This window comes from Salirhabdus sp. Marseille-P4669, from assembly GCF_900240405.1.
Taxonomy (GTDB): Bacteria; Bacillota; Bacilli; order Bacillales; family Alkalibacillaceae; genus OEQK01.
The window spans coordinates 191,071-211,636 of sequence record NZ_OEQK01000001.1; the positions used below are offsets into that span (position 1 = coordinate 191,071).

Here is a 20,566-nt window from a genome sequence, read left to right on the forward strand (position 1 = left end):
ATCGATTTGTCTGTAGAATTACCAGGATTACATTTGAAAAATCCAGTAATGCCAGCCTCCGGTTGTTTTGGATTCGGTAGAGAATATAGTAGATTTTATGACTTAAGTAAGCTCGGTGCCGTCATAATGAAGGCGGCAACTAAAGAAGCACGGTTAGGAAATAATACACCAAGGGTAGCCGAGACCTCTTCTGGTATGTTAAATGCAATCGGCCTTCAAAACCCAGGTGTGCACAAAATTATCGAAGAAGAGGTACCGTTTTTAGCAAGCTATGATACTTCTATTATTGCGAACATTGCTGGAAGCTCTATTGAAGAGTACGAGCTTGTTGCCCGCACCTTTAATGAAACCGAAAACGTACATGCACTTGAACTGAATATCTCTTGTCCAAATGTAAAAGAAGGTGGCATCCAGTTTGGAACAGACCTGAATATGGCTGCAAAGGTTACAGAAAGAGTAAAGCTTGCAAGTCGTCTACCAGTCTATGTAAAGCTATCCCCAAATGTTTCCAACATTGTAGAGATGGCTAAGGCTGTAGAGGCTGCAGGTGCCGATGGATTATCGATGATCAATACATTAACAGGTATGCAAATACATTTACCATCCAAGCGTCCACTCTTGGCCAATCGGACAGGTGGCTTATCTGGACCTGCAATTAAACCTGTTGCGATTCGGATGATTTATGAGGTGAGTCAGCACGTTTCCATTCCGATTATTGGGATGGGTGGCATTGAGACGGCTGAGGATGTGTTGGAATTTTTGTTAGCAGGAGCAAGTGCCGTTGCGGTTGGTACAGCAAATTTCCAAAATCCTTTTGCATGCCCTGACATTATTGATGCTTTACCAGCAACATTAGCAACATACGGTTTTGATTCCGTTCAGGATGCGATTGGGAAGGGGGTTCTTTCTTTATGATTTATGTAGCATTAGATTTTCCAACTTGGGAAGCTTCGAAGCAGTTCATAGAACAAAATGACCTTCACGGTATACCGGTAAAGGTAGGGATGGAGTTATTTTATCGGGAGGGTCCTAGTGTCGTAGAAAGATTGAAAGAAAGGGAACATCCGATTTTTCTAGATTTAAAGCTTCATGATATTCCAACAACAGTGAAGCGGGCAATGCAGAATCTAGGGAAGCTCGGTGTGGATCTTGTAAATGTGCATGCACTTGGTGGTCGTACGATGATGGAGGCTGCAAAAGAAGGGCTTTTAAGTAGTGGAAGTAATGCGAAGCTGATTGCGGTAACGATTCTGACATCTATGGATAAGGAAACGATGAATGGTGAACTGACACTTGGTGGAGACGTTACAGAGAAGGCTGTACATTTAGCGGGATTAGCAAGACAAAGTGGTGCTGATGGAATAGTTTGCTCGGTTCATGAAGCTCGTGCAATTAAGGAAGCCTGTGGACCAGCATGTTTATCGGTGACACCAGGTATTCGTTTAGCGGATTCAAAAGCGGATGACCAAAAGCGCGTTGCAACACCTGAATTTGCTCGTGAACAAGGTGTGGATACGTTAGTAATTGGTAGAAGCATAACGAAAGCAGAAAATCCGAAATCAGCATACAAAAGAGCAGTGGAGGAGTGGGGATATGACAATAAAGAGTGAGTTAGTAAGAGATTTATTAGCAATTAAAGCAGTTCAAATAAATCCAGAAGCTTATTTTACTTGGACATCTGGAATAAAGTCCCCCATTTATTGCGACAATCGACTGACAATGTCCTATCCAAAGGTTCGGGTTAAGATTGTAGAGGCATTTGTGGAAATGATGGAGGAGCTTAATGTTAAGCCGGACGTGATTGCGGGATGTGCAACAGCAGGAATCCCCCATGCAGCCTGGCTTTCCGCTAGGTTAGGGCTACCAATGGTTTATGTGCGCTCCAAGCCTAAAGGACACGGGAAAGGGAATCAAATTGAAGGAGAGCTTCATGATGGACAAAACGTCCTTGTTATAGAGGACTTGATCTCTACAGGTGGGTCGTCTATTGAATCGGCAAAAGCTATTCGAGCAGCTGGGGCAAATGTAATTAGTGTATTTGCGATCTTTACATATGGGTTGAAGAAGTCTGTTATGAATTTTGAAAATACGGATATTCCGTTTCGAACGATAACTAATTTTGATGCACTTTTGGAAGCTTTGATTGAGGATGGGAAACTGGATTCCAGTAAAAAGGCAGAGTTATTGGAGTGGCGTGAGCGGTTGTAAATCTATTAAAACAACCTACAAAAGCCACTTTTATCACAAAAGAAAAAGCTAATCTGATATAACCTCAGATTAGCTTTCCTTCGTTATTTAGGAAATTATAATTTTAAAAAACAATGGATAGCCTAACTAGTAAAAATGGACACGTCCAGCTCCAGCGCCTAGCCCATCGGGACATAATCCGATCTCAACGACGCGTCGGTGCTTGGCTTATGCCTTTTAGGGCTGACCAAGGCACTTCCGCTTTTGTTCTTAACCTTATTCATTTGATAGCTTTAATACATCTAATAGCTTAAAGAACAAGCTCAATACAATCGCCACGATGGAAGCAAGGCCCATCCCTTTCAATTCAACCTCTCCAATTTGAATCGTCGCTCCACTAATACCAATTACGAGCACGACACAAGTTAGTATTAAATTTTGGGAGCGATTATAGTCAACCTTTGCTTCTACCAGCATCCGAATTCCGCTAGCAGCAATGATACCGAAGAGAAGTAAGGAAACCCCACCCATTACTGCTGTTGGAATGGACGAAATAAGTGCTGCTAGTTTTCCGCAGAAGGATAGAATGACTGCAATTAATGCGGCTCCACCAATAATCCATGTAGAATACACCCTTGTGATTGCTAGAACCCCAATATTTTCTCCATAGGTTGTATTTGGTGTAGATCCAAAGAAACTGGAAATAATAGTAGAAATCCCGTTACCAGCCATGGAACGGTCAAGACCAGGATCCTTTGTCAGGTCTTTTTGTACAATATTGCCAGTTACATATAAATGTCCAATGTGCTCTGGCACCAATACTAGTACTGCTGGAAGAATGATTAATATATCAGCCCAATTGAATTTCATTTCATAAAACTGTGGCATTTGAATCCAAGAAGCTTCGTTTACTGCGGCGAAATCAACCATACCAAATGCAGCAGCTATTATATATCCACCGACAATCCCAATTAGGATTGGAATAATCTTTAAGAATCCACGTAAGGTTACCCAGCATACAACCGTAATGGCTAAGGTTAATAAGGAAACAATAACCGTATTCGTATCCATCGCCCAAGTATCTGCTGCATCGGCAGGCTTAATTAAACCAGCCATTTCGGCAGCTGTTGGTACTAGCTCAAGACCAATAACGGCAACGATTGCGCCCATTGCGGCAGGTGGGAAAATAACATCAATCCAACCGGTTCCTGCATATTTCACGATTATCGCAATGAGTGTTAAAACAATACCAACAACTAGGAACCCACCCAAAACATAACTGTATCCCTCGCCACCTGAATATTTACCCAACACGGCAAAGACTGGTGAAATAAAGGCGAAGCTAGAACCTAGATACGCGGGAATTTTACCCTTTGTAATAAAAATATAAAGGAGTGTACCAATTCCATTCATTAATAGAATCGTAGCTGGATCTACTCCAAACATAATTGGAACTAATACCGTTGATCCAAACATCGCAAATAAGTGCTGTAAGCTTAAAGGTAAGCTTTGAAGTAAAGGTAATCGTTCATCAACTTGAATTTCACGTTGTTTCATTTGCTTTTCTCCCCTTTTTAGATGAATAATGCGACGAGTAAGAACGGTTACCTAGGAAAAATAAAAAATGCATCTTACTAGAATACTAGCAAGATGCATGAAAGCACATGGTGATACACCTAAGTGTAAGCAAAAGTTTACACTAAGAGCCATCATTAAACACAGAACGCTTCTGTGTTCCACCTTGCCAGTCTCACAGGACTGAATTAAAGGTAACCCGTATTTACTTATCTTAGCTATTATTATCTTTTTTTGAACATATGTCAAGGGGTGTTATTATAGGATGTACCTATTAGGGATCGTTTAAATGTATATCATAATAATTCGAGCACTAATGAAGCCGATGCCGACTAAAATGATGAAAGTTATTACAACATTTAAAGGGATTTTTCAGTCATTTAAAAAAGCTTCGATTTAATTAACTCCCTCGTACCAACAGCGCTGTTATCTATGTAATATTCCCTATTTCGTTGGAGTAGATAGAATTAAAAGTCCACATAAGATAAAAATGCTGCTGATAAACAGTGACATGCTTTAACTTATTAAGTAGATTGTTCCCTTGCATGGAAAGTTGTTTCGGCATGTAAATTAAATGCAATGAAAAAACATTGATCACCGGTGTCAGCGACTTATTTTTTTGTTTACTCGTCTTTCTCTCGTACTTATTCGTTGAACTAATAAATTTATTCTTCGAGTTAAGGATAATATTCGTCTAAATCCGATATATTCGTCTAAATGGTTAAAATACTATTGAACTTAAATATTTGCTCGTATGTATTAGCATTTTATTCGCCCTATTAAAAAGTACTCGTGAAACTAGCAGAAATACTCGTCTATTTCGAAAGAATACTATACACACTCAATGCTTTATTCGTCTAAAAAAAACAAAAAAATAATTACTCGTTAATTTAATAGGAATACGAGTTAACAATCTTACAATATTCGTGTAATAAGGAATTTACTTGTATACTCTTCACACCATACCAATACAAAAAAAGAACACAGCCTAAGCCATGTCCTTCTTATAAATTATGCGCGTTCTTCAAATAGTTTTACAACCTCTACAATGGTGTTCGTAGCTTTCTCCATATCATCTACGGATACATATTCAAATTTACCGTGAAAATTTTCCCCGCCTGTAAAAATGTTTGGAGTAGGTAGTCCCATGAACGATAATTGAGAGCCATCTGTTCCACCGCGAATTGGCTTAACGTCCGGTTTTATACCTAGGTTTTCCATTGCCTGCTTAGCAACCTCGACAATTTCAAAAACAGGCTTGATTTTTTCACCCATGTTGTAATATTGATCCTTTAAATCCAGTAGTACGGTATCCGCACCATATTTGTCGTTTAGCTCCTTCGCGATTGCTTCCATCGTTGCTTTTTTAGCAGTAAATTTCTCACGATCGTGATCGCGTATGATGTAGTACATTTTTGTTTGCTCTACATCTCCACTCATTTCGAGTAAATGATAAAACCCTTCATAGCCCTCTGTATACTCTGGTGCTTCCTCAGCAGGTAATTTGCTATGTAATTCCATTGCAATTTTTGCGGAGTTTACCATTTTGTTTTTGGCAGATCCCGGGTGTACATTGCTACCTTTTACCGTAATTTTTGCGGCAGCAGCATTAAAGCTTTCGTATTGCAATTCGCCAAGTGGGCCACCATCAACGGTATAAGCAAATTCTGCATTAAATGCCTCTACATTAAATTTATGTGGTCCACGACCTATTTCTTCATCAGGTGTAAAGGCTACTCTTACTTTTCCGTGCTTTATTTCTGGATGTTGAATCAAGTAATCCATTGCCGTCATAATCTCGGTAACACCTGCTTTGTTGTCTGCACCTAAAAGGGTAGTCCCATCTGTTGTGACTAAGGTGTGTCCTTTATAGTTTTTAAGCTCTGGAAATTCACTTGGGGATAACACAACCTTTAATGCTTCATTTAAAACGATGTCTCCACCATCATAATTTTCAACAAGCTGGGGTTTTACATTTTTGCCAGTGAAATCTGTTGCCGTATCCACGTGTGCTAAAAATCCCATTGTTGGAACGTCTTTGTCTGTATTCGCAGGAAGTGTTGCGAATACATATGCATGTTCATCAATCGTTACATCTTCCATGCCAATTTCCTTTAGCTCTTCCATAAGCATTTTTGCGAGTTCCCATTGTCCCTCAGTAGATGGACAATTTTCATTTTCTTCATTTGACTGGGTGTCTACTTTAACATAAGAGGTAAAACGTCTAATTAAATCTTCTTTCAATGGATTCACCTTCTTTTATAATATATCGTTATTTTACCATATTACGGCTTTCACATATTCCATTTGAATTTTTACATACTATATAATAGGATTTGTATGACGTACATTTTTAGAAATTAGAAAGGTAGGAACAACATGGCAAAACAACAAATTGGTGTTGTAGGTGTAGGTGTAATGGGGAAGAGTATTGCCTTAAACTTTGAAAGTAGAGGATACTCTGTTGCGATATATGATATTTCTAAAGAAACGGTTAATAAAGTATTATCGGAACATCAAGATAAAAATATAACAGGCACAAGCGATATGGAGGAGTTTATTAATGCTTTAGAATTACCTAGAAAAGTATTATTAATGGTAAACGCAGGTGAAATTACGGACAAGGCCATTGAATCGTTGCTTCCATATTTGGACAAAGGTGATATTTTAATCGATGGTGGAAATACATATTTTGAAGATACGATGCGCCGAAACAAGTATCTTGAAGAGAAAGGGATCAACTTCATTGGTACAGGTGTATCAGGAGGGGAAGAGGGTGCATTAAAAGGGCCTTCTATTATGCCTGGTGGACAAAAGGATGCCTATGAAAAAGTAGAGCACATGTTAAAGGACATTTCTGCGAAGGTAAATGGCGAGCCTTGCTGTGATTATATTGGTCCAAATGGTGCAGGGCATTATGTGAAGATGGTACATAACGGAATTGAATATGGTGACATGCAGCTAATTTGTGAAGCTTACTTTTTCTTGAAAAACACATTGAATCTCTCAACAGATGAGCTTCATGAGGTTTTTGCAGAATGGAATAAGGGTGAGCTCGATAGTTATTTAATTGAAATTACTGCAGATATTTTCACGAAAAAGGACGATGAAACTGGCAAGCCGATGGTAGATGTGATACTAGATACAGCTGGCCAAAAGGGTACAGGCAAGTGGACAAGTAATAGTGCACTAAACCTAGGTGTTCCGTTACCAATTATTACGGAATCTGTATTTGCGCGATTCCTGTCTGCTCTAAAGGATGAGCGCGTGGCAGCGAGTAAAGTATTGAATGGACCGAAAAATGTGCCAGCTCTCACAATGGATAAGGAACAGTTAATTGAAGCTGTCCGTCAAGCATTGTACATGAGTAAAATTTGCTCTTATGCACAAGGATTTGCACAGCTACGTGCAGCATCGACGGAATATAATTGGGAGCTAGATTATGGTAACATCGCCATGCTATGGAGAGGTGGATGTATCATTCGAGCAGCCTTCCTTCAAAACATTAAGGATGCATATGATAACAATAAAAATTTAGCTAACCTTTTGTTAGATCCTTACTTTAAAGAGGTAACCGATAACTATCAAGCAAGCTTACGCCAAATTATTGCAACAGCAGTCGGACAAGGAATTCCTGTTCCATGCTTTTCTGCAGCACTGGCTTACTATGATAGCTATCGCACAGAGACATTACCTGCTAACCTTTTACAAGCACAGCGTGACTATTTTGGTGCACACACTTATCAACGTGTGGATAAAGAAGGAACGTTTCACACGCAATGGTATTAAAAAGAAAAAGAGTGATTGGACTTGGTCCAATCACTCTTTTTTGGGGTTGTGTAAATAATTGTGGAGTTTTTTGGAATATTTCAATAGATAATGGCATCCATTCACGAGGAATAGACGTGAATTCACTAGTGCATGGAGTTAATTCCACAGCATTCCAGGTTAATTCAACAATTGTGAGAGATAATTCAATAGAATGTCACAACAATTCCACAACATACGGATTTAGTCTTCTGAAACATTACTTCTCAAACAGCAAAACACGTGCTGGAGCAGCGTCAATACCGACTAACTTTAGAGGTGCAGCTACCATATGATAGGTTCCTGGCTCCACATCTTTAAAATTAAGTCCTTCAATAACAATAATGTTGTTTTGAAATAGTGTTTTGTGTGTTGGGTGTCCTTCTTGTGCACGCTCTACTCCAAGTGCATCGATTCCTACCCCGCGAACGCCTTTCTCTGCTAAATAGCGCGCGCCGCTTTCTGCCAAATAAATAAATTCAAAATTAAATGCTTCGTCAAAGGTATTTTTCGTTTTAAATAAAACAAAATCTCCTTCTTCAATTTGGAATTTTTCAAGGTCTTGAGCAGAAATTCCTGTTTCTACATCGGTTAAATCGAAAACCTTAGCGTCCCCGATTAGTTGCTCTAAATCAATGGATTCAAATGTTTCTCCATCATTGATCATGTGCAATGGAGCATCAATGTGTGTTCCTGTATGTGCATCCATACTCAATCTTGATTCAGTTACATGACCATTGGTAACAGTTTGGAATTCAGGTTGTTTTTCTGGTTTGTTTTTGTAAACTGGCATCCCTTTATATATGGGCAATGAAATATCATACATTTTAGCCATTTGATGTTCCTCCCTTGTGTTTCAGGTTAAATGGAATAATCGCTGTCTTCAATAACTGGCCACCAGTGGAAGCCATCCTCTTTTAATAGCTCATCCGCAGCTGTTGGTCCCATGGTTCCCGATTCATAATTTGGAAAATCCGAAGCCTTCTTTTTCTCCCAAGCATCATAAATGACATCTACGTACTTCCACGATAAAGCAACCTCATCCCAATGGGTGAAGTTTGTAGCATCCCCTAAAATAGCGTCATGTAGCAGCTTTTCATACGCTTCTGGTGTATTCATTTGATCCACACAATTCTCGCAATAGTCGAGTTTAACAGGTGCGGTGTTCAAAATATTTTCGGTTTTCTTTCCATTAATAACGATGGAAATGCCTTCATCTGGTTGAATATGAATAATCAATAGGTTCGGGTGCATTTTATCCTCTGTTCGATAATACAAATTCATCGGCATATCCTTGAACTGTACGACGATTTTGGTTGATTTTTCCGTCATTCGTTTACCGGTACGAATGTATATTGGCACACCAGCCCAACGGAAGTTATCAATTAACAATTTTCCAGCAACAAATGTCTCTGTATTGGACTGCGGATCAATATTTCCTTCGCTTCGATATCCAGGTACTTCGTTATCGTTGATTTTACCTGGACCATATTGACCGCGAACAAAATAGTTGTCTACCTCTCCTAATTCTAGAGGACGCAATGCTCGTAGTACTTTAATTTTTTCGCTTCTAATTTCATTTGTTGTCAATCGAATTGGTGGTTCCATCGCAAGAAGTGCAACCATTTGAAGCATGTGGTTTTGCACCATATCGCGCAACGCACCAGATTTATCATAATAACCACCACGTTCTTCTACTCCTAGTGACTCACTAGAGGTAATTTGGATATTTGCAATATAGCGATTGTTCCATAATGGTTCGAATATCGCATTAGCAAAACGGATTACCTCAATGTTTTGTACCATTTCTTTTCCTAAATAGTGATCAATACGGAAAATCTCATCCTCTGCAAATGCCTCACGTATTTCACTATTTAATTGTCGAGCAGAAGGCAAGTCATGACCAAATGGCTTTTCAATAATTAATCGGTTCCAGCCAGTTTCATTTGTAATACCTTCCGATTTTAAAAAGCTCGCAATCGTACCAAAAAATTGAGGAGCCATTGCTAAATAAAACATGCGGTTCCCAGGAATTTCATATGTATTTTCAAGAGTTTGCAGCAAGCGATTTAAATTCTGATAGGCCTCCTTACTCGTAACATCAAGGGGCGTATAATGAAAATGATCTAAAAACGACTCTAAATGAGATGGGTCTATTTGAATTTTCGAATCCCTTAAAGAAGCCTCAACATTTTCTCTAAAGGTTGTATTATCCCACTCGCGCCGAGCACAACCTATTACTGCAAAATGCTTGGATAAATGCCCTTTTTTAAAAAGGTTATAAATAGACGGATATAATTTTCTCTTTGCTAAATCACCAGTTGCTCCAAATAAAACAATTGTACAGTTTGTATCTGACTTGTTGCTCAAAGTAAATATCCTCGCCTTCATTTTAAATGTTGCTTTTAGTATTCCACGATTATTAAGTTTACCATTCATTTGTTTATTTAACATCAAAATCGAAATTGTAAAGTTTTTATAAAATAGTATGAACATTAAGGATAATTTTGGTAATATAATAGAAGTGTCTGTTTACAGAAAGGATGGAGATTGAGTGGGGACGATATTAACAGTTGAAAACTTAGGGAAATCGTTTAAAAATACACAAATCATCAAGGATATCTCGTTTGATGTTAAGCAAGGGGAAATTATGGCGGTATTAGGCCCGAATGGTGCAGGGAAGACAACAACCATTCGTAACATTATGGGAATTATGTATCCGGATGAAGGTTCGATTACCTTTCATAATCATGAGCAAAATGAAATACCGCGCCATAAAATTGGTTATTTACCTGAAGAAAGAGGTTTATATAAAAACGTAAAAGTAATGGATATCTTACTTTATTTTGCGGAGTTAAAAGACTATCCATTGCAAAAAGCAAAAGTAAGAGCACTTGAGTACTTAGAAAAGTTCGGACTAAAGGGCAAGGACAAATCCTCTATTGAAGAATTATCAAAGGGGATGGGGCAAAAAGTTCAATTTATTGCCTCCATTATTCATGAACCAGAGCTTCTTATTTTAGATGAGCCGTTTTCTGGTTTAGACCCTGTAAGTCAAGAGGTTTTTAAAGAGGAAATCATTGCGTTAGCTAAAAAAGGCACGGCGATTTTATTATCCTCGCACCAAATGAACTTAGTGGAGCAGCTTTGTGACCGATTGTTTATGATTCATCAAGGTAGAAAAGTGATTTATGGAACAATAGATGATGTTAAGCGTGAATATGCGAACTTTAAATGTACGATAAATGGCAAAAATGACCGTGCTACATTAGAAACCATTCCAAATGTTGTTCGAGTGGAGCAAAATGAGGATATTTCCATTCTCTATTTGTCTCATGATGTAGAAGCAGGAGCTTGGCTGAAGCAGCTGCCAGATCATCTGGAAATTAAGGAGCTCTCGATAGACCGTGTCTCCTTGCACGAAATCTTTATTGATATTGCTACAGGCAAAAAGGAAGTAGGTGTTCAAAATGCGTAATAGTATGAAGGTTGCAAAATGGGAATATCGCCGAAACATGAAAAACAAATCCTTTATTATTGGGCTTTTTGTTACACCACTACTTTTTCTACTGTTTTTCAATTTGCCTTCTTTATTCGATGATTCAGAGGAGGAAGAGGCACCGGTAAGTGTTTATGTATATGATGAATTAAATGTTTGGGATAGTGTACAATCTGCGCTTCCAGAAGATGAGCTTTCCAATTGGAGTTTAATGTCCGATCCAATGGAGGAAACGGAGATTCTAGATGAATTAGCAAATTCCGAAAAAACAGCTTATCTTTTATTAACAGAAGAAGCAATCCAAAATGGTAGTGTAAAGGTTTATATGTCTGAAGATGTGGATGAAAATTTAGTTTATCAAGCAAGGGTGTTTGAACAACCACTTGTAATCAAGCAACTAGAAAGCTTAGGTTTATCAGAGGAAGAAGTGGCAGTAGCATCTCAAGGAGTGACCTTTGAGTCTGTCGTACCCGGTGAAGAATCATCAGGTACAGCAATAGAGCTCGAAGAAGAAACACCAGAAGAGATGTTACAGCGTATCGTTCCAATTGCTTTTGGTGGTGTCATTTTATTTTCCATTCTGATTACAGGAATGATGATTTTCCAAAGTGCCTCACAGGAGAAAAAGGAAAAGGTAGCGGAAATTGTGTTATCCTCCTTAACCCCAGAGGAATTAATGAAGGGTAAAATTTGGGGCTATTTTGCCTTAGGAATTACTCAAGTGGCTGTATGGATGGCTCTTATTCTGCCATTCCTAATGTGGAAAATCGATCTACCGTTACTAGAATATATTCTTGTTCCAGAAACATTGCTGTCTGTCGCAATCGCAATCTGTGGATATTTGCTATTTGCGTCCATCTTTGTAGGTATCGGTGCAACAGTTGAGGACATTAGCAGCACAAGTAATTTCCAGGGTATTTTATTTATGTTTCCGTTTTTACCATTTGTTTTAATTGCACCAATTATGGGAGACCCGAGTGGAATTATTGCACAAGTAGGAACATTCTTCCCACTAACCACTCCAGGTGTATTGCTACTTCGGCTAGCGGTACTAGATACATGGCCTTGGATTGAAATTATTATTGCACTTGTTGTTTTAGTGATTACCATTTGGTTCTTTATGAAGCTGGCAGGAAAAATATTCAAAACAGGTATACTAATGTATGGTAAGGATGCTACACCAAAGGAAATTTGGAAGTGGCTCAGACAATAGATTATAGGGAATGGTCGACCTTTCGGGTCGACCATTTTTTTATTGTTGAGGGTGTGTGGTGTGGCGGTGTGGTGCAGTTGTGGTGGAACACAACTGCGGATTAATGGAACATAAGCAGCTATCTTTGGGACATAATGGGTGACTTTTGGAACATAAAATCCGGTTTGGAACATAAAACGTGAATCATGCAACAGAAAGAGACAATATTAAGACATACAAATTAAATTCTGGTTAATAAATTAAATAAATTGAAACATAACCAGGAAAATGTGCAACATAAAGCTCAGCTCTATAAAAAGCCCTTCCTTATGTTTCAATTGTTGAATCATAAAATGCTAAGTCTGGTTCATAATACAAGAGAAGTGAACGATAAAAACGAATTAAGGAGTTCCGTTCGACAAAAAAGCACAAAATTCGGGTGGTGCCAGGCACTCCTAACCCGGTCCACGGAGGAAATCATACAATGAGTGAAAACCAAAACAACATGAAATGGTGGCAGCTTTCTCTTTTTGGAATCGGCAGTACAATTGGTACTGGCTTTTTTCTTGCCTCTAGCTTAGGGATTAAAATTGCTGGTCCATCTATCCTTATCGGTTTATTATTTGCGGGACTTGCAACGTACACGGTTTTTGATGCATTAGCAAAAATGACTGTTAAAGATCCTCAAAAGGGCGCGTTTCGAATTTATGCACAAAAGGCATTTGGTCATTGGGCGGGATTTAGCGTTGGCTGGGCTTATTGGGTCTGTGAAACGCTGATTATGGGAAGTCAGCTTACCGCCTTATCGATTTTTACACAATTATGGTTTCCGAAACTGCCGCTATGGATGCTAGCCTCTGGATATGCCGTGTTAGGCTTGCTCGTACTGCTTCTTGGCAATAAACGTTTAAGTAAAGCGGAAAATATATTTGCGGTCATGAAGATTGCCGCAATTCTCATGTTTATTATCATTGGACTTACCTTTGTATTTGGTTGGATGGGGGATAATGTCCAAGTCAATACACCTAGTAGCATTGGTGACTTCTTCCCAAACGGGCTACTTGGATTATGGTCTAGTTTCATTTTTGCCTTTTATGCTTTTGGTGGTGTAGAGGTCATGGGGTTAATGGCGATTGAGCTAAAGGATAAAAAAGAAGCCCCTAAGGCAGGGTCATTTATGGTATTGCTCCTTGTCATTATCTATGTCGTCTCCATAGGTTTAGCCTTATTGCTTGTAAACTGGGATTCCTTTAATACAGACAAAAGTACGTTTGTCGTGGTACTTAATCAATTTGACTTGAATGTAATATCGAATATTTTTAATGGGGTCCTTATTATTGCTGGTTTTTCCACAATGGTTGCCTCCTTTTTTGGAGTCACGACTGTTTTGATCAATTTGGCGGAAGGAAAGGATGCACCAGCTATCTTTGCGAAAAAGGGCAGGCTTGCGATTCCCCTTGCTTCCCTTGGTTTGTTGATAGCTGGGCTGATTACTTCTATTGTGATGTCCCTGCTATTGCCAGATAAAATTTATGAGTATATTACAACAGGTGCTGGATTAATGATTTTGTACAATTGGTTTTTCATCATTCTTTCCGCTACACGAAATTTACAATTAAAGACCTTTGATTACATTAAATACTATGTAGGGATGGCGCTCATTTTACTAGGTGTAAGTGGGACATTGTTAGATAAATCGAATCGAATGGGATTCTTTATTAGCTTAGGGTTTGTTTTTGTTATCGGTGTGATTACGATTGTGATGTCCCGTATTTGGAAAAAGCAGGGTTTACGTGAGACCAATTAGCAATTTTAGTCCTTCCACGCCGAAATAGATTCCAAACCCAATTAGGGATAAACCAGATACAACGGATAGTAATTGCAATGCTCTGCTTTTCAAAAAGGTTCGGAAGCTACTAGATACGATAGCCATTGTAAAGTCCCAAGCAAGTAATCCTAGGAATATGGCACCACTATATAGGATGAGCTCCTTTGTCCCAAAAGAGGATGCTGTTTTCGCCAATACAGATCCATAAATCCCTAACCAAAATAAAATCGTTAGGGGATTTGTAATAGACATCATAAACCCAGAAAAGAAGGACTTCGATAACGATTCTGTATTTCTTTGCTTGGATAGCTCTATTTTCTTTGCGCTAATAATACTTTCCAAGCCCGTATAAACTAAAACGAAACATCCAAATAGCCAAAGAAACGTTTTGACAAAAGGTGTATCAATCATATGGAAAATACCAAAGTACACGATGAGCATATAAATACCGTCTGCTACAATCGCTCCTAGGCCAACAAACCATGCTGGGAAGAACCCACCTTTTATTCCTTTATCTAATTGTGCTGCGTTAATAGGACCAATAGGTATCGCTAAGGATAACCCTAATAATACGTAACTGAAAAAAATGCTCAACATCCATACCCTCCTAAAAAAAGCTTGTCTTAAAAATATCTATTCAGAATAGGGGACTTGTACTACTTTTTCCGAAATTTCTTTTTAAAAAGGTGGTTTTAATGATGAATGGCAATCCATATGATTCTGTTTTGCAGACTGTTTTTCGTGCGGAAGAAGCAGTTGTCCATGCCCAGGCTAATAACAATCCACAGCTGTTTCAGCATGCACATAATGCACTCCTACAGGCGCAGCAGGCTGTGAATGAAGTGCTACGAAACGATGGCTCAAAATCAGCAGAAGAAACACATCAATTGAAACGTGCCCAGGAACTCCTTAAGCACTTATTTGAAGCATACGATTCGATCCAAATAAAATAACTTCGGACAACATGTGTCCGAAGTTACAATCACTCTTGTGTTTTATTTTCAATCAGCAGCTCCTTAATGTGGCTATCATTGATTGAAATGGTTACTTCGTGCTTCATTGCCGCTGCTAGTAACTCCTGTAAATGCTCGATATCCTTCTTATGGTTCGCCTCTAAGTGAGATACCCTTTCTTCTAAATGTTTATATATTCGTTTACTATCTTGAACGGTTTCCTTTAGTTTCCTTGTTCGTTTCGTTAATTGTTTTATGTTTCTATTTATTTCATTAAGCACTTCGTGTTGGCTCAAAATAAGCACCCTCTCTATTAATAGATTCTATTCTATTAAATGCAAAGATGGTAAAAAACGTTAAGGCTATCCCTTGAAATAAGTAGTTTGTGGAATTCTATGAAAACTAGTCAAAACTCCATTCACCTTTTACGTATTCTCATATATTTAGTAGAGAAGATAGATAATATCTTCAAAAAAAATAGAGGAGGAGTTTGATTATGGCTTTAGGTAACGGTGGTGCAGCTCCATTTCAAGTCAACTTGCAATTTAAGAGAAACTTCATTGGAAAGCTTGTTGTAAACAATGCAGCTGCTGAAGAACCACTTGCTCCAGCACCGGCAGACATGGTAGCAGGTGCAGCTGTAGGTGATGATGCTGCAAATGCACTAAACGGTGGAAACGGAGGAAATGGTGGAGATACGATTCAGCTTAACCTAGCAAATCAGGAACAAATGCAAGATGTAACACAAACGAATGATTTAGTTGGTGTAATTGGTCAAGATTCTGGAGATGCCTTTTCTTTAGCGATTGACTTTGGTGGTGGAGATGCTATTGCTGTTTCTGACACTAGTCAAAGAGCTAGAATTAGACAGGATGCAGCTAATGTCAATGTTCAAGAGCAGCAAATAGATCAAGAAAACCGCAACTAAACCTAAAGGTATTCGGGGCTGGCATATGTCAGCCCCTTTTTTTATAAATGAAAAAATTCTAACAATTAGCATTGGTTTATGCTACATTTGTAATAAACTACAGCATGTAACATCTTGAGGAGTCTTCTACATGTTAATGTCACTGGGCGGTTATTTACAAAGCTACAAGGAGGATTAGGAATGAAACCAAAAGTACCATTTCTCTTCGTACTCATGGCAGCGGTTTTATGGGGAACAACTGGAACAAGCCAAACCTTTGCTCCAGCTAGTGCCCATCCAGTTGCGATTGGCACTATTCGGTTAGTTATTGGGGGAGTAACGCTTCTTGCCATCGTACTGAGCTTGAAGAAATTGTCGTTAACGAATTGGCCGTATAAACGTACGCTTATTGCCTCCTTGTGTATGGCCTGTTATCAACCATTATTTTTCTCAAGTGTAAGTATTACTGGAGTTGCTGTTGGAACAGTTGTTGGAATTGGCAGCGCACCAGTTTTATCGGGAATATTAGAGTGGCTTTTTTGGAAAAAGAACCCGTCAAAGGTTTGGTGGAGTGCCACACTTTTATCTATTTTCGGATGTGTTTTGCTTTTTGTAAATAAAGAAGCGGTGAGCATAAATCCGTACGGTATTATTATGGCAATCGGAGCGGGGTTATCCTTTGCTTTGTTTACATTAGTAAGCAAAGATTTAACAGCAGAAAAAGAGCCATTACCTGCCATGGCAGTCATTTTTACAATTAGTGGTTTAATGCTGGCACCGCTTTTATTTTTCTTTGATATAACATGGATTTTTGAAGCAAATGGTGCACTTGTAAGCTTAGAGCTTGGAATTTTTGCTACGGGTATTGCTTACTGGCTATATGCGAAAGGTCTTAAGAAAATCCCATCCTCCACAGCAGTCACTTTATCATTAGGGGAGCCATTAACTGCTACAGTACTTGGGGTCTTTGTAGTAGGGGAAGTACTTTCTGTTCCTTCATGGATTGGGGTCTTTCTCATTCTGTTAGGGCTATGTGTCCTATCTTTTGTAAAAGAAAAAACGGTCCAGCAGGTAAGTTATCGGGAGAATCAATTATTACCATAGTGTTTCAGGTTTCATCTCTAGGCGTATGTCTTACACTTTTTTACTACTAAAGAATAAGGTAGTTAAAAAAAGTGAGTGGACCTTATGTTTAAAGGGATTGCGCGTTATGTTATTACGGCACTAGCTTTCTTGCTCGTTATTGTTACTGGCTGTAGTATAGAAACAAATCAGAAACAGTCTAGTAATCAAGAAAATAAAAATGAGAATCATAAGCATATAAAACAGAAAGAAGTGGAGAAGCAGACGATTTACTGGGGAATTGACACGGCTAGTGTGGTGGAGGAAGAGCAATTAATGTGTGTTCGTGAAAATTATGGCGAGCCTTCCTATGTGGGAAGATATTTAGAAACGAAAGAGGATGTTTCCTTTGGATTAACTAAGGAGGAAGTGGATTTCCTTCGCAAGGAAAACCTAAAAATTGTTTTAATTTATAATCACTTTACAGAAGCAATTTCTAAGGAAAGTGGTAGGAAGGAAGCACAAGAAGCGATTTCCTACGCTAAAGACCTTGGTGTGCCAGAAGGTGAATATATATTTGCAGACATAGAACCAACCTATCCTGTTGATCCCCATTTTATCGTAGGCTGGACGGAGACAATCCAGGATTCTCCTTATAAACCAGGGCTATACGGTGTGTTTTCGGAAAGTACGGAGAACAACTTAGTAGAAGCCTATTTAAAATTTAAGGAAGATAACAGTGATGCAAGTAAACAGCTCGTATTATGGGTTAGTGAAGTAAATGTTGGTATCACATCAAAGGAAGAGTCGCCTACGGAATTTAATCCAGATATCCCAGATGGTATAACGGCACACATCTGGCAATATGGAATCGATGATGAGACTTGTAATATAGATACAAATTTAACGGAAACCGATATGTTTGAAAGTCTATGGTAATAGATCCTCCATGATGGGGATCTATTTTTGTAAAGGAAAGTAGCTGAAAAGGATTCAAATCGAATGCATGTTCTTGCCGGACTTGCCCAGTGAAATTGAAAATTTTCTAATCCAAAATAAATGTACTACCCCCAGGTTAATAATAATACAAAATAGGAGTGATTCAATGAAGCGTCAACCCTTAAATCCACCGTTTTTTGCTCAACCGACTCTGGAACTCGCTAAAAATTTGCTTGGTAAATTACTCGTAAAAGAGACCGATGAGGGCATAGCTGCTGGATGGATTGTAGAGACGGAAGCATATCTCGGCGCAATGGACCGGGCGGCACATAGCTTTGGCAATCGACGAACGAAGCGGACGGAAGTAATGTTTGGTAAACCGGGGCTTGTCTATACATATGTCATGCATACCCATTGTCTTGTGAATGTGGTAAGTGGGGAAGAAGGGATTCCAGAAGCGGTTTTAATTAGAGCAGTTGAACCATATATTGGCATTGACTTAATGTATCAGCGTCGTGGGGACAAGAAAAAAGAGATAGAGCTTACTAATGGTCCAGGAAAACTAACGAAAGCATTGGGAATTGTAAAGGAGGATTATGGCAGAACCTTCTTTGAGCCACCTTTGTATATTGCAGACGGGCCAAAACCAGATTCAATCTCAAAGGGTCCGCGTATTGGAATTGATAATAGTGGGGAGGCAAAGGACTATCCTTATCGATTTTGGGTTACGGGGAATCGGTTTGTGTCAAGATAGAAAGCCTCCAAAAAATATTTTGGAGGCTTTTCTTAGAGTTTCGGTAATGAGTATGATTTCATGTGAGGCTCCGATTTTGTTTGTCAATCCTCATCAACCGGATAGACTCCATTCTCATCATGTACTTCTTTCCCAGAAAGCGGAGGATTGAATACACAAACCATGCGCATATCTCCTTTTTCATTTGCGCGAAGAAGATGCTCATCATGCTGATCTAATGCATATAGAGTACCTGCCTTTATTGGCCATACTTTGTTGTCCTTTAATGTTACTACTTCCCCTTCTCCTTCAATGCAATAAACAGCTTCTAAATGATTTTGATACCAAATATGTGTTTCTGTTCCTGCCTTAATAATCGTATCGTTAACAGAGTAGCCCATGTTGTCCTTTTTTGTTAATAATCGTCTACTAATCCAAGTACCTCCGTCTACATCATGTTCTGTTCCAAGGATGTCTTCTAGTTTTACTACTTTCATTTTTAATAGCCTCCCCTAATGGTTAATTGGTAACTGGTATTTTTATTAATTTATTCACAGCATGTTCGATTATGTCAAAACCTTTTTTAAGTCCCTCTTCGTCAATGGTTATTGGTGGGAACAGTTTAAAAACTTCATCCTTTGGACCGGATGTTTCCATAATTAATCCTAGTTCAAATGCTTCAGCGGCAATTTTAGAGGCTAGGCCGTCAACATCACAGGCAATCCCGGCCATTAAACCACGACCACGAACTTCCCCTTTAATTTCAGGGAATTTCCTGCATAACGCTTGCAGGAACGCCTTCGTCATGTCTCCTTTGCGTTGAACCTCTTTTTCGAAGTTTTTATCTTCCCAATATGTTAACGCTTCTGTAGCGGTTACAAAAGCATGGTTATTTCCTCGGAATGTTCCATTATGCTCACCTGGGGACCATATATCTAAATCTGGTCGAATTAAGGTAATTGCTAAGGGTAATCCGTAGCCACTTAAGGATTTGGATAAGCAGACGATATCTGGCTTAATGTCCGCAGGCTCAAAGCTAAAGAACGTTCCGGTCCGTCCAACTCCTGCCTGTACATCATCAATAATAAGTAAAATTTCAAAGCTATGACAGATTGCTTCAAGTCGTTTTAGCCATTCAAAGCGAGCAACATTGATGCCACCTTCCCCTTGAACGGTTTCTACAATGACTGCTGCTGGTAAGTCTAAACCACTACCGCTATCTTCAAGGAAGCGTTCAAAGTAATCGAGTGTATCCAGATCTTCATGAACATAGTTATCAAACGGCATCGTAACGGTATTTTGTAGTGGGATTCCTGCTCCCTTTCGTTTGGAGGCGTTACCTGTTACAGACAATGAGCCAATCGTCATACCATGAAAACCATTTGTAAAGCTAACAATATTGGTTCGACCCGTAACCTTACGTGCTAGCTTCAAGGCACTTTCGACAGTATTTGTTCCCGTTGGTCCTGGAAACATCATTTTATAGTGAAGCCCACGTGGCTTTAAAATTACGTCATTAAATTTTTGAATAAATTCTCTTTTGGCATCTGTTGCTTTATCCAGGGAATGGGTAATGCCATCATGTTGGATGTATTCGATTAACTTCTCTTTCATTTTGTCATCATTATGTCCATAGTTCAGTGCTCCTGCACCGGAGAAGAAATCGATGTATTCCATTCCTTTCTCATCCCACATTTTATAGCCTTTTGCCTTCGTGAAAACGGTTGGGAAACTTCTTACATAGCTACGTACTTCCGATTCATATTTTTCAAAAACGTTAAGGTCTGTAAAATTCAAACCATGTCCTCCTTAATTTATATACCTTTTTTGGTATTGCAATGGTTTAAGACTCTCTCAAATTCTGTATAGTACATTTATTATTTG

At 38.9% G+C, this 20,566-nt stretch carries 20 protein-coding genes; 12 read left to right on the forward strand and 8 right to left on the reverse strand.

The window, feature by feature from the left end; all coding sequences use genetic code 11:
- From C1A05_RS00865 to pyrE, 3 genes are read left to right on the forward strand one after another with little or no spacing between them, the layout of a single operon-like run.
- Window positions 1-915, forward strand: coding sequence for a dihydroorotate dehydrogenase (locus tag C1A05_RS00865; RefSeq protein WP_102026698.1), 915 nt, complete (start codon window positions 1-3; stop codon window positions 913-915).
- The gene (gene pyrF, locus C1A05_RS00870; RefSeq protein ID WP_102026285.1) at window positions 912-1,610 is read left to right on the forward strand and encodes an orotidine-5'-phosphate decarboxylase; all 699 of its coding nucleotides are present in this window, start codon (window positions 912-914) and stop codon (window positions 1,608-1,610) included. Before C1A05_RS00865 ends, pyrF begins: the two co-directional genes overlap by 4 nt.
- Window positions 1,594-2,208, forward strand: a complete 615-nt coding sequence (gene pyrE, locus C1A05_RS00875; RefSeq protein ID WP_102026286.1) for an orotate phosphoribosyltransferase — start codon at window positions 1,594-1,596, stop codon at window positions 2,206-2,208. The genes pyrF and pyrE overlap by 17 nt, the downstream gene beginning before the upstream one ends.
- A 255-nt stretch (window positions 2,209-2,463) precedes the next feature.
- Here pyrE and uraA read toward each other — a convergent pair whose 3' ends face one another.
- Together uraA and pepT are read right to left on the reverse strand one after the other, a co-directional pair.
- Window positions 2,464-3,744, reverse strand: a complete 1,281-nt coding sequence (uraA, locus tag C1A05_RS00880; protein WP_102026287.1) for a uracil permease — start codon at window positions 3,742-3,744, stop codon at window positions 2,464-2,466.
- Between the two features lie 1,029 nt (window positions 3,745-4,773).
- Window positions 4,774-6,006, reverse strand: coding sequence for a peptidase T (gene pepT, locus C1A05_RS00885; protein WP_102026288.1), 1,233 nt, complete (start codon window positions 6,004-6,006; stop codon window positions 4,774-4,776).
- Window positions 6,007-6,141: 135 nt separating this feature from the next.
- On the opposite strand from pepT, the gene gndA reads away from it, so the two are divergent.
- The gene (gndA, locus tag C1A05_RS00890) at window positions 6,142-7,551 is read left to right on the forward strand and encodes an NADP-dependent phosphogluconate dehydrogenase (RefSeq protein ID WP_102026289.1); all 1,410 of its coding nucleotides are present in this window, start codon (window positions 6,142-6,144) and stop codon (window positions 7,549-7,551) included.
- Between the two features lie 238 nt (window positions 7,552-7,789).
- Here the strand turns inward: gndA and C1A05_RS00895 are convergent, their stop codons facing one another.
- Window positions 7,790-8,404: a cyclase family protein gene (locus C1A05_RS00895; protein WP_102026290.1), complete on the reverse strand. Its 615-nt coding sequence runs from the start codon at window positions 8,402-8,404 to the stop codon at window positions 7,790-7,792.
- Between the two features lie 26 nt (window positions 8,405-8,430).
- Window positions 8,431-9,939 (reverse strand): glucose-6-phosphate dehydrogenase, encoded by a 1,509-nt coding sequence (gene zwf, locus C1A05_RS00900; protein WP_234998237.1) that lies wholly within the window; start codon window positions 9,937-9,939, stop codon window positions 8,431-8,433.
- A gap of 184 nt (window positions 9,940-10,123) precedes the next feature.
- On the opposite strand from zwf, the gene C1A05_RS00905 reads away from it, so the two are divergent.
- From C1A05_RS00905 to C1A05_RS00915, 3 genes are all read left to right on the forward strand, one after another.
- Window positions 10,124-11,047, forward strand: coding sequence for an ABC transporter ATP-binding protein (locus C1A05_RS00905; RefSeq protein ID WP_102026291.1), 924 nt, complete (start codon window positions 10,124-10,126; stop codon window positions 11,045-11,047).
- Window positions 11,040-12,281, forward strand: coding sequence for an ABC transporter permease (locus tag C1A05_RS00910; RefSeq protein WP_102026292.1), 1,242 nt, complete (start codon window positions 11,040-11,042; stop codon window positions 12,279-12,281). Before C1A05_RS00905 ends, C1A05_RS00910 begins: the two co-directional genes overlap by 8 nt.
- 463 nt (window positions 12,282-12,744) lie before the next feature.
- A complete protein-coding gene (locus tag C1A05_RS00915) occupies window positions 12,745-14,067 on the forward strand; it encodes an amino acid permease (protein WP_102026293.1) in 1,323 nt (440 codons plus the stop codon).
- Here the strand turns inward: C1A05_RS00915 and C1A05_RS00920 are convergent.
- Window positions 14,050-14,682 (reverse strand): LysE family translocator, encoded by a 633-nt coding sequence (locus tag C1A05_RS00920; protein ID WP_102026700.1) that lies wholly within the window; start codon window positions 14,680-14,682, stop codon window positions 14,050-14,052. The genes C1A05_RS00915 and C1A05_RS00920 overlap by 18 nt on opposite strands.
- 101 nt (window positions 14,683-14,783) lie before the next feature.
- On the opposite strand from C1A05_RS00920, the gene C1A05_RS00925 reads away from it, so the two are divergent.
- Window positions 14,784-15,041, forward strand: coding sequence for a hypothetical protein (locus tag C1A05_RS00925; RefSeq protein ID WP_145997273.1), 258 nt, complete (start codon window positions 14,784-14,786; stop codon window positions 15,039-15,041).
- A gap of 29 nt (window positions 15,042-15,070) precedes the next feature.
- On the opposite strand, the gene C1A05_RS00930 is transcribed toward C1A05_RS00925, so the two are convergent.
- Window positions 15,071-15,337: a hypothetical protein gene (locus tag C1A05_RS00930; RefSeq protein ID WP_102026295.1), complete on the reverse strand. Its 267-nt coding sequence runs from the start codon at window positions 15,335-15,337 to the stop codon at window positions 15,071-15,073.
- A 200-nt stretch (window positions 15,338-15,537) separates the two neighbouring features.
- On the opposite strand from C1A05_RS00930, the gene C1A05_RS00935 reads away from it, so the two are divergent.
- From C1A05_RS00935 to C1A05_RS00950, 4 genes are all read left to right on the forward strand, one after another.
- A complete protein-coding gene (locus C1A05_RS00935; RefSeq protein ID WP_102026296.1) occupies window positions 15,538-15,969 on the forward strand; it encodes a hypothetical protein in 432 nt (143 codons plus the stop codon).
- Between the two features lie 180 nt (window positions 15,970-16,149).
- Window positions 16,150-17,052, forward strand: a complete 903-nt coding sequence (locus tag C1A05_RS00940) for an EamA family transporter (protein WP_102026297.1) — start codon at window positions 16,150-16,152, stop codon at window positions 17,050-17,052.
- Between the two features lie 84 nt (window positions 17,053-17,136).
- On the forward strand, window positions 17,137-17,949 hold the full coding sequence (locus C1A05_RS00945; RefSeq protein ID WP_102026298.1) for a glycoside hydrolase domain-containing protein: 813 nt from the start codon (window positions 17,137-17,139) through the stop codon (window positions 17,947-17,949).
- A 166-nt stretch (window positions 17,950-18,115) separates the two neighbouring features.
- Complete coding sequence (locus C1A05_RS00950) at window positions 18,116-18,703, forward strand: DNA-3-methyladenine glycosylase (protein ID WP_102026299.1); 588 nt, start codon at window positions 18,116-18,118, stop codon at window positions 18,701-18,703.
- Window positions 18,704-18,786: 83 nt separating this feature from the next.
- Here the strand turns inward: C1A05_RS00950 and C1A05_RS00955 are convergent, their stop codons facing one another.
- Window positions 18,787-19,179 carry an ectoine synthase gene (locus tag C1A05_RS00955; protein ID WP_102026300.1) on the reverse strand — a complete coding sequence of 131 codons (393 nt, stop codon included), beginning with the start codon at window positions 19,177-19,179 and terminating at the stop codon, window positions 18,787-18,789.
- Between the two features lie 22 nt (window positions 19,180-19,201).
- A complete protein-coding gene (ectB, locus tag C1A05_RS00960; RefSeq protein ID WP_102026301.1) occupies window positions 19,202-20,479 on the reverse strand; it encodes a diaminobutyrate--2-oxoglutarate transaminase in 1,278 nt (425 codons plus the stop codon).
- Between the last annotated feature and the right edge of the window lie 87 nt (window positions 20,480-20,566).

Coding starts and splice junctions, on each gene's coding strand:
- pyrF (WP_102026285.1), top strand. CDS start 912: ATGATTTATGTAGCATTAGATTTTCCAACTTGGGAAGCTTCGAAGCAG.
- pyrE (WP_102026286.1), top strand. CDS start 1,594: ATGACAATAAAGAGTGAGTTAGTAAGAGATTTATTAGCAATTAAAGCA.
- uraA (WP_102026287.1), bottom strand. CDS start 3,744: ATGAAACAACGTGAAATTCAAGTTGATGAACGATTACCTTTACTTCAA.
- gndA (WP_102026289.1), top strand. CDS start 6,142: ATGGCAAAACAACAAATTGGTGTTGTAGGTGTAGGTGTAATGGGGAAG.
- C1A05_RS00895 (WP_102026290.1), bottom strand. CDS start 8,404: ATGGCTAAAATGTATGATATTTCATTGCCCATATATAAAGGGATGCCA.
- C1A05_RS00910 (WP_102026292.1), top strand. CDS start 11,040: ATGCGTAATAGTATGAAGGTTGCAAAATGGGAATATCGCCGAAACATG.
- C1A05_RS00915 (WP_102026293.1), top strand. CDS start 12,745: ATGAGTGAAAACCAAAACAACATGAAATGGTGGCAGCTTTCTCTTTTT.
- C1A05_RS00925 (WP_145997273.1), top strand. CDS start 14,784: ATGATGAATGGCAATCCATATGATTCTGTTTTGCAGACTGTTTTTCGT.
- C1A05_RS00935 (WP_102026296.1), top strand. CDS start 15,538: ATGGCTTTAGGTAACGGTGGTGCAGCTCCATTTCAAGTCAACTTGCAA.
- C1A05_RS00940 (WP_102026297.1), top strand. CDS start 16,150: ATGAAACCAAAAGTACCATTTCTCTTCGTACTCATGGCAGCGGTTTTA.
- C1A05_RS00945 (WP_102026298.1), top strand. CDS start 17,137: ATGTTTAAAGGGATTGCGCGTTATGTTATTACGGCACTAGCTTTCTTG.
- C1A05_RS00950 (WP_102026299.1), top strand. CDS start 18,116: ATGAAGCGTCAACCCTTAAATCCACCGTTTTTTGCTCAACCGACTCTG.
- C1A05_RS00955 (WP_102026300.1), bottom strand. CDS start 19,179: ATGAAAGTAGTAAAACTAGAAGACATCCTTGGAACAGAACATGATGTA.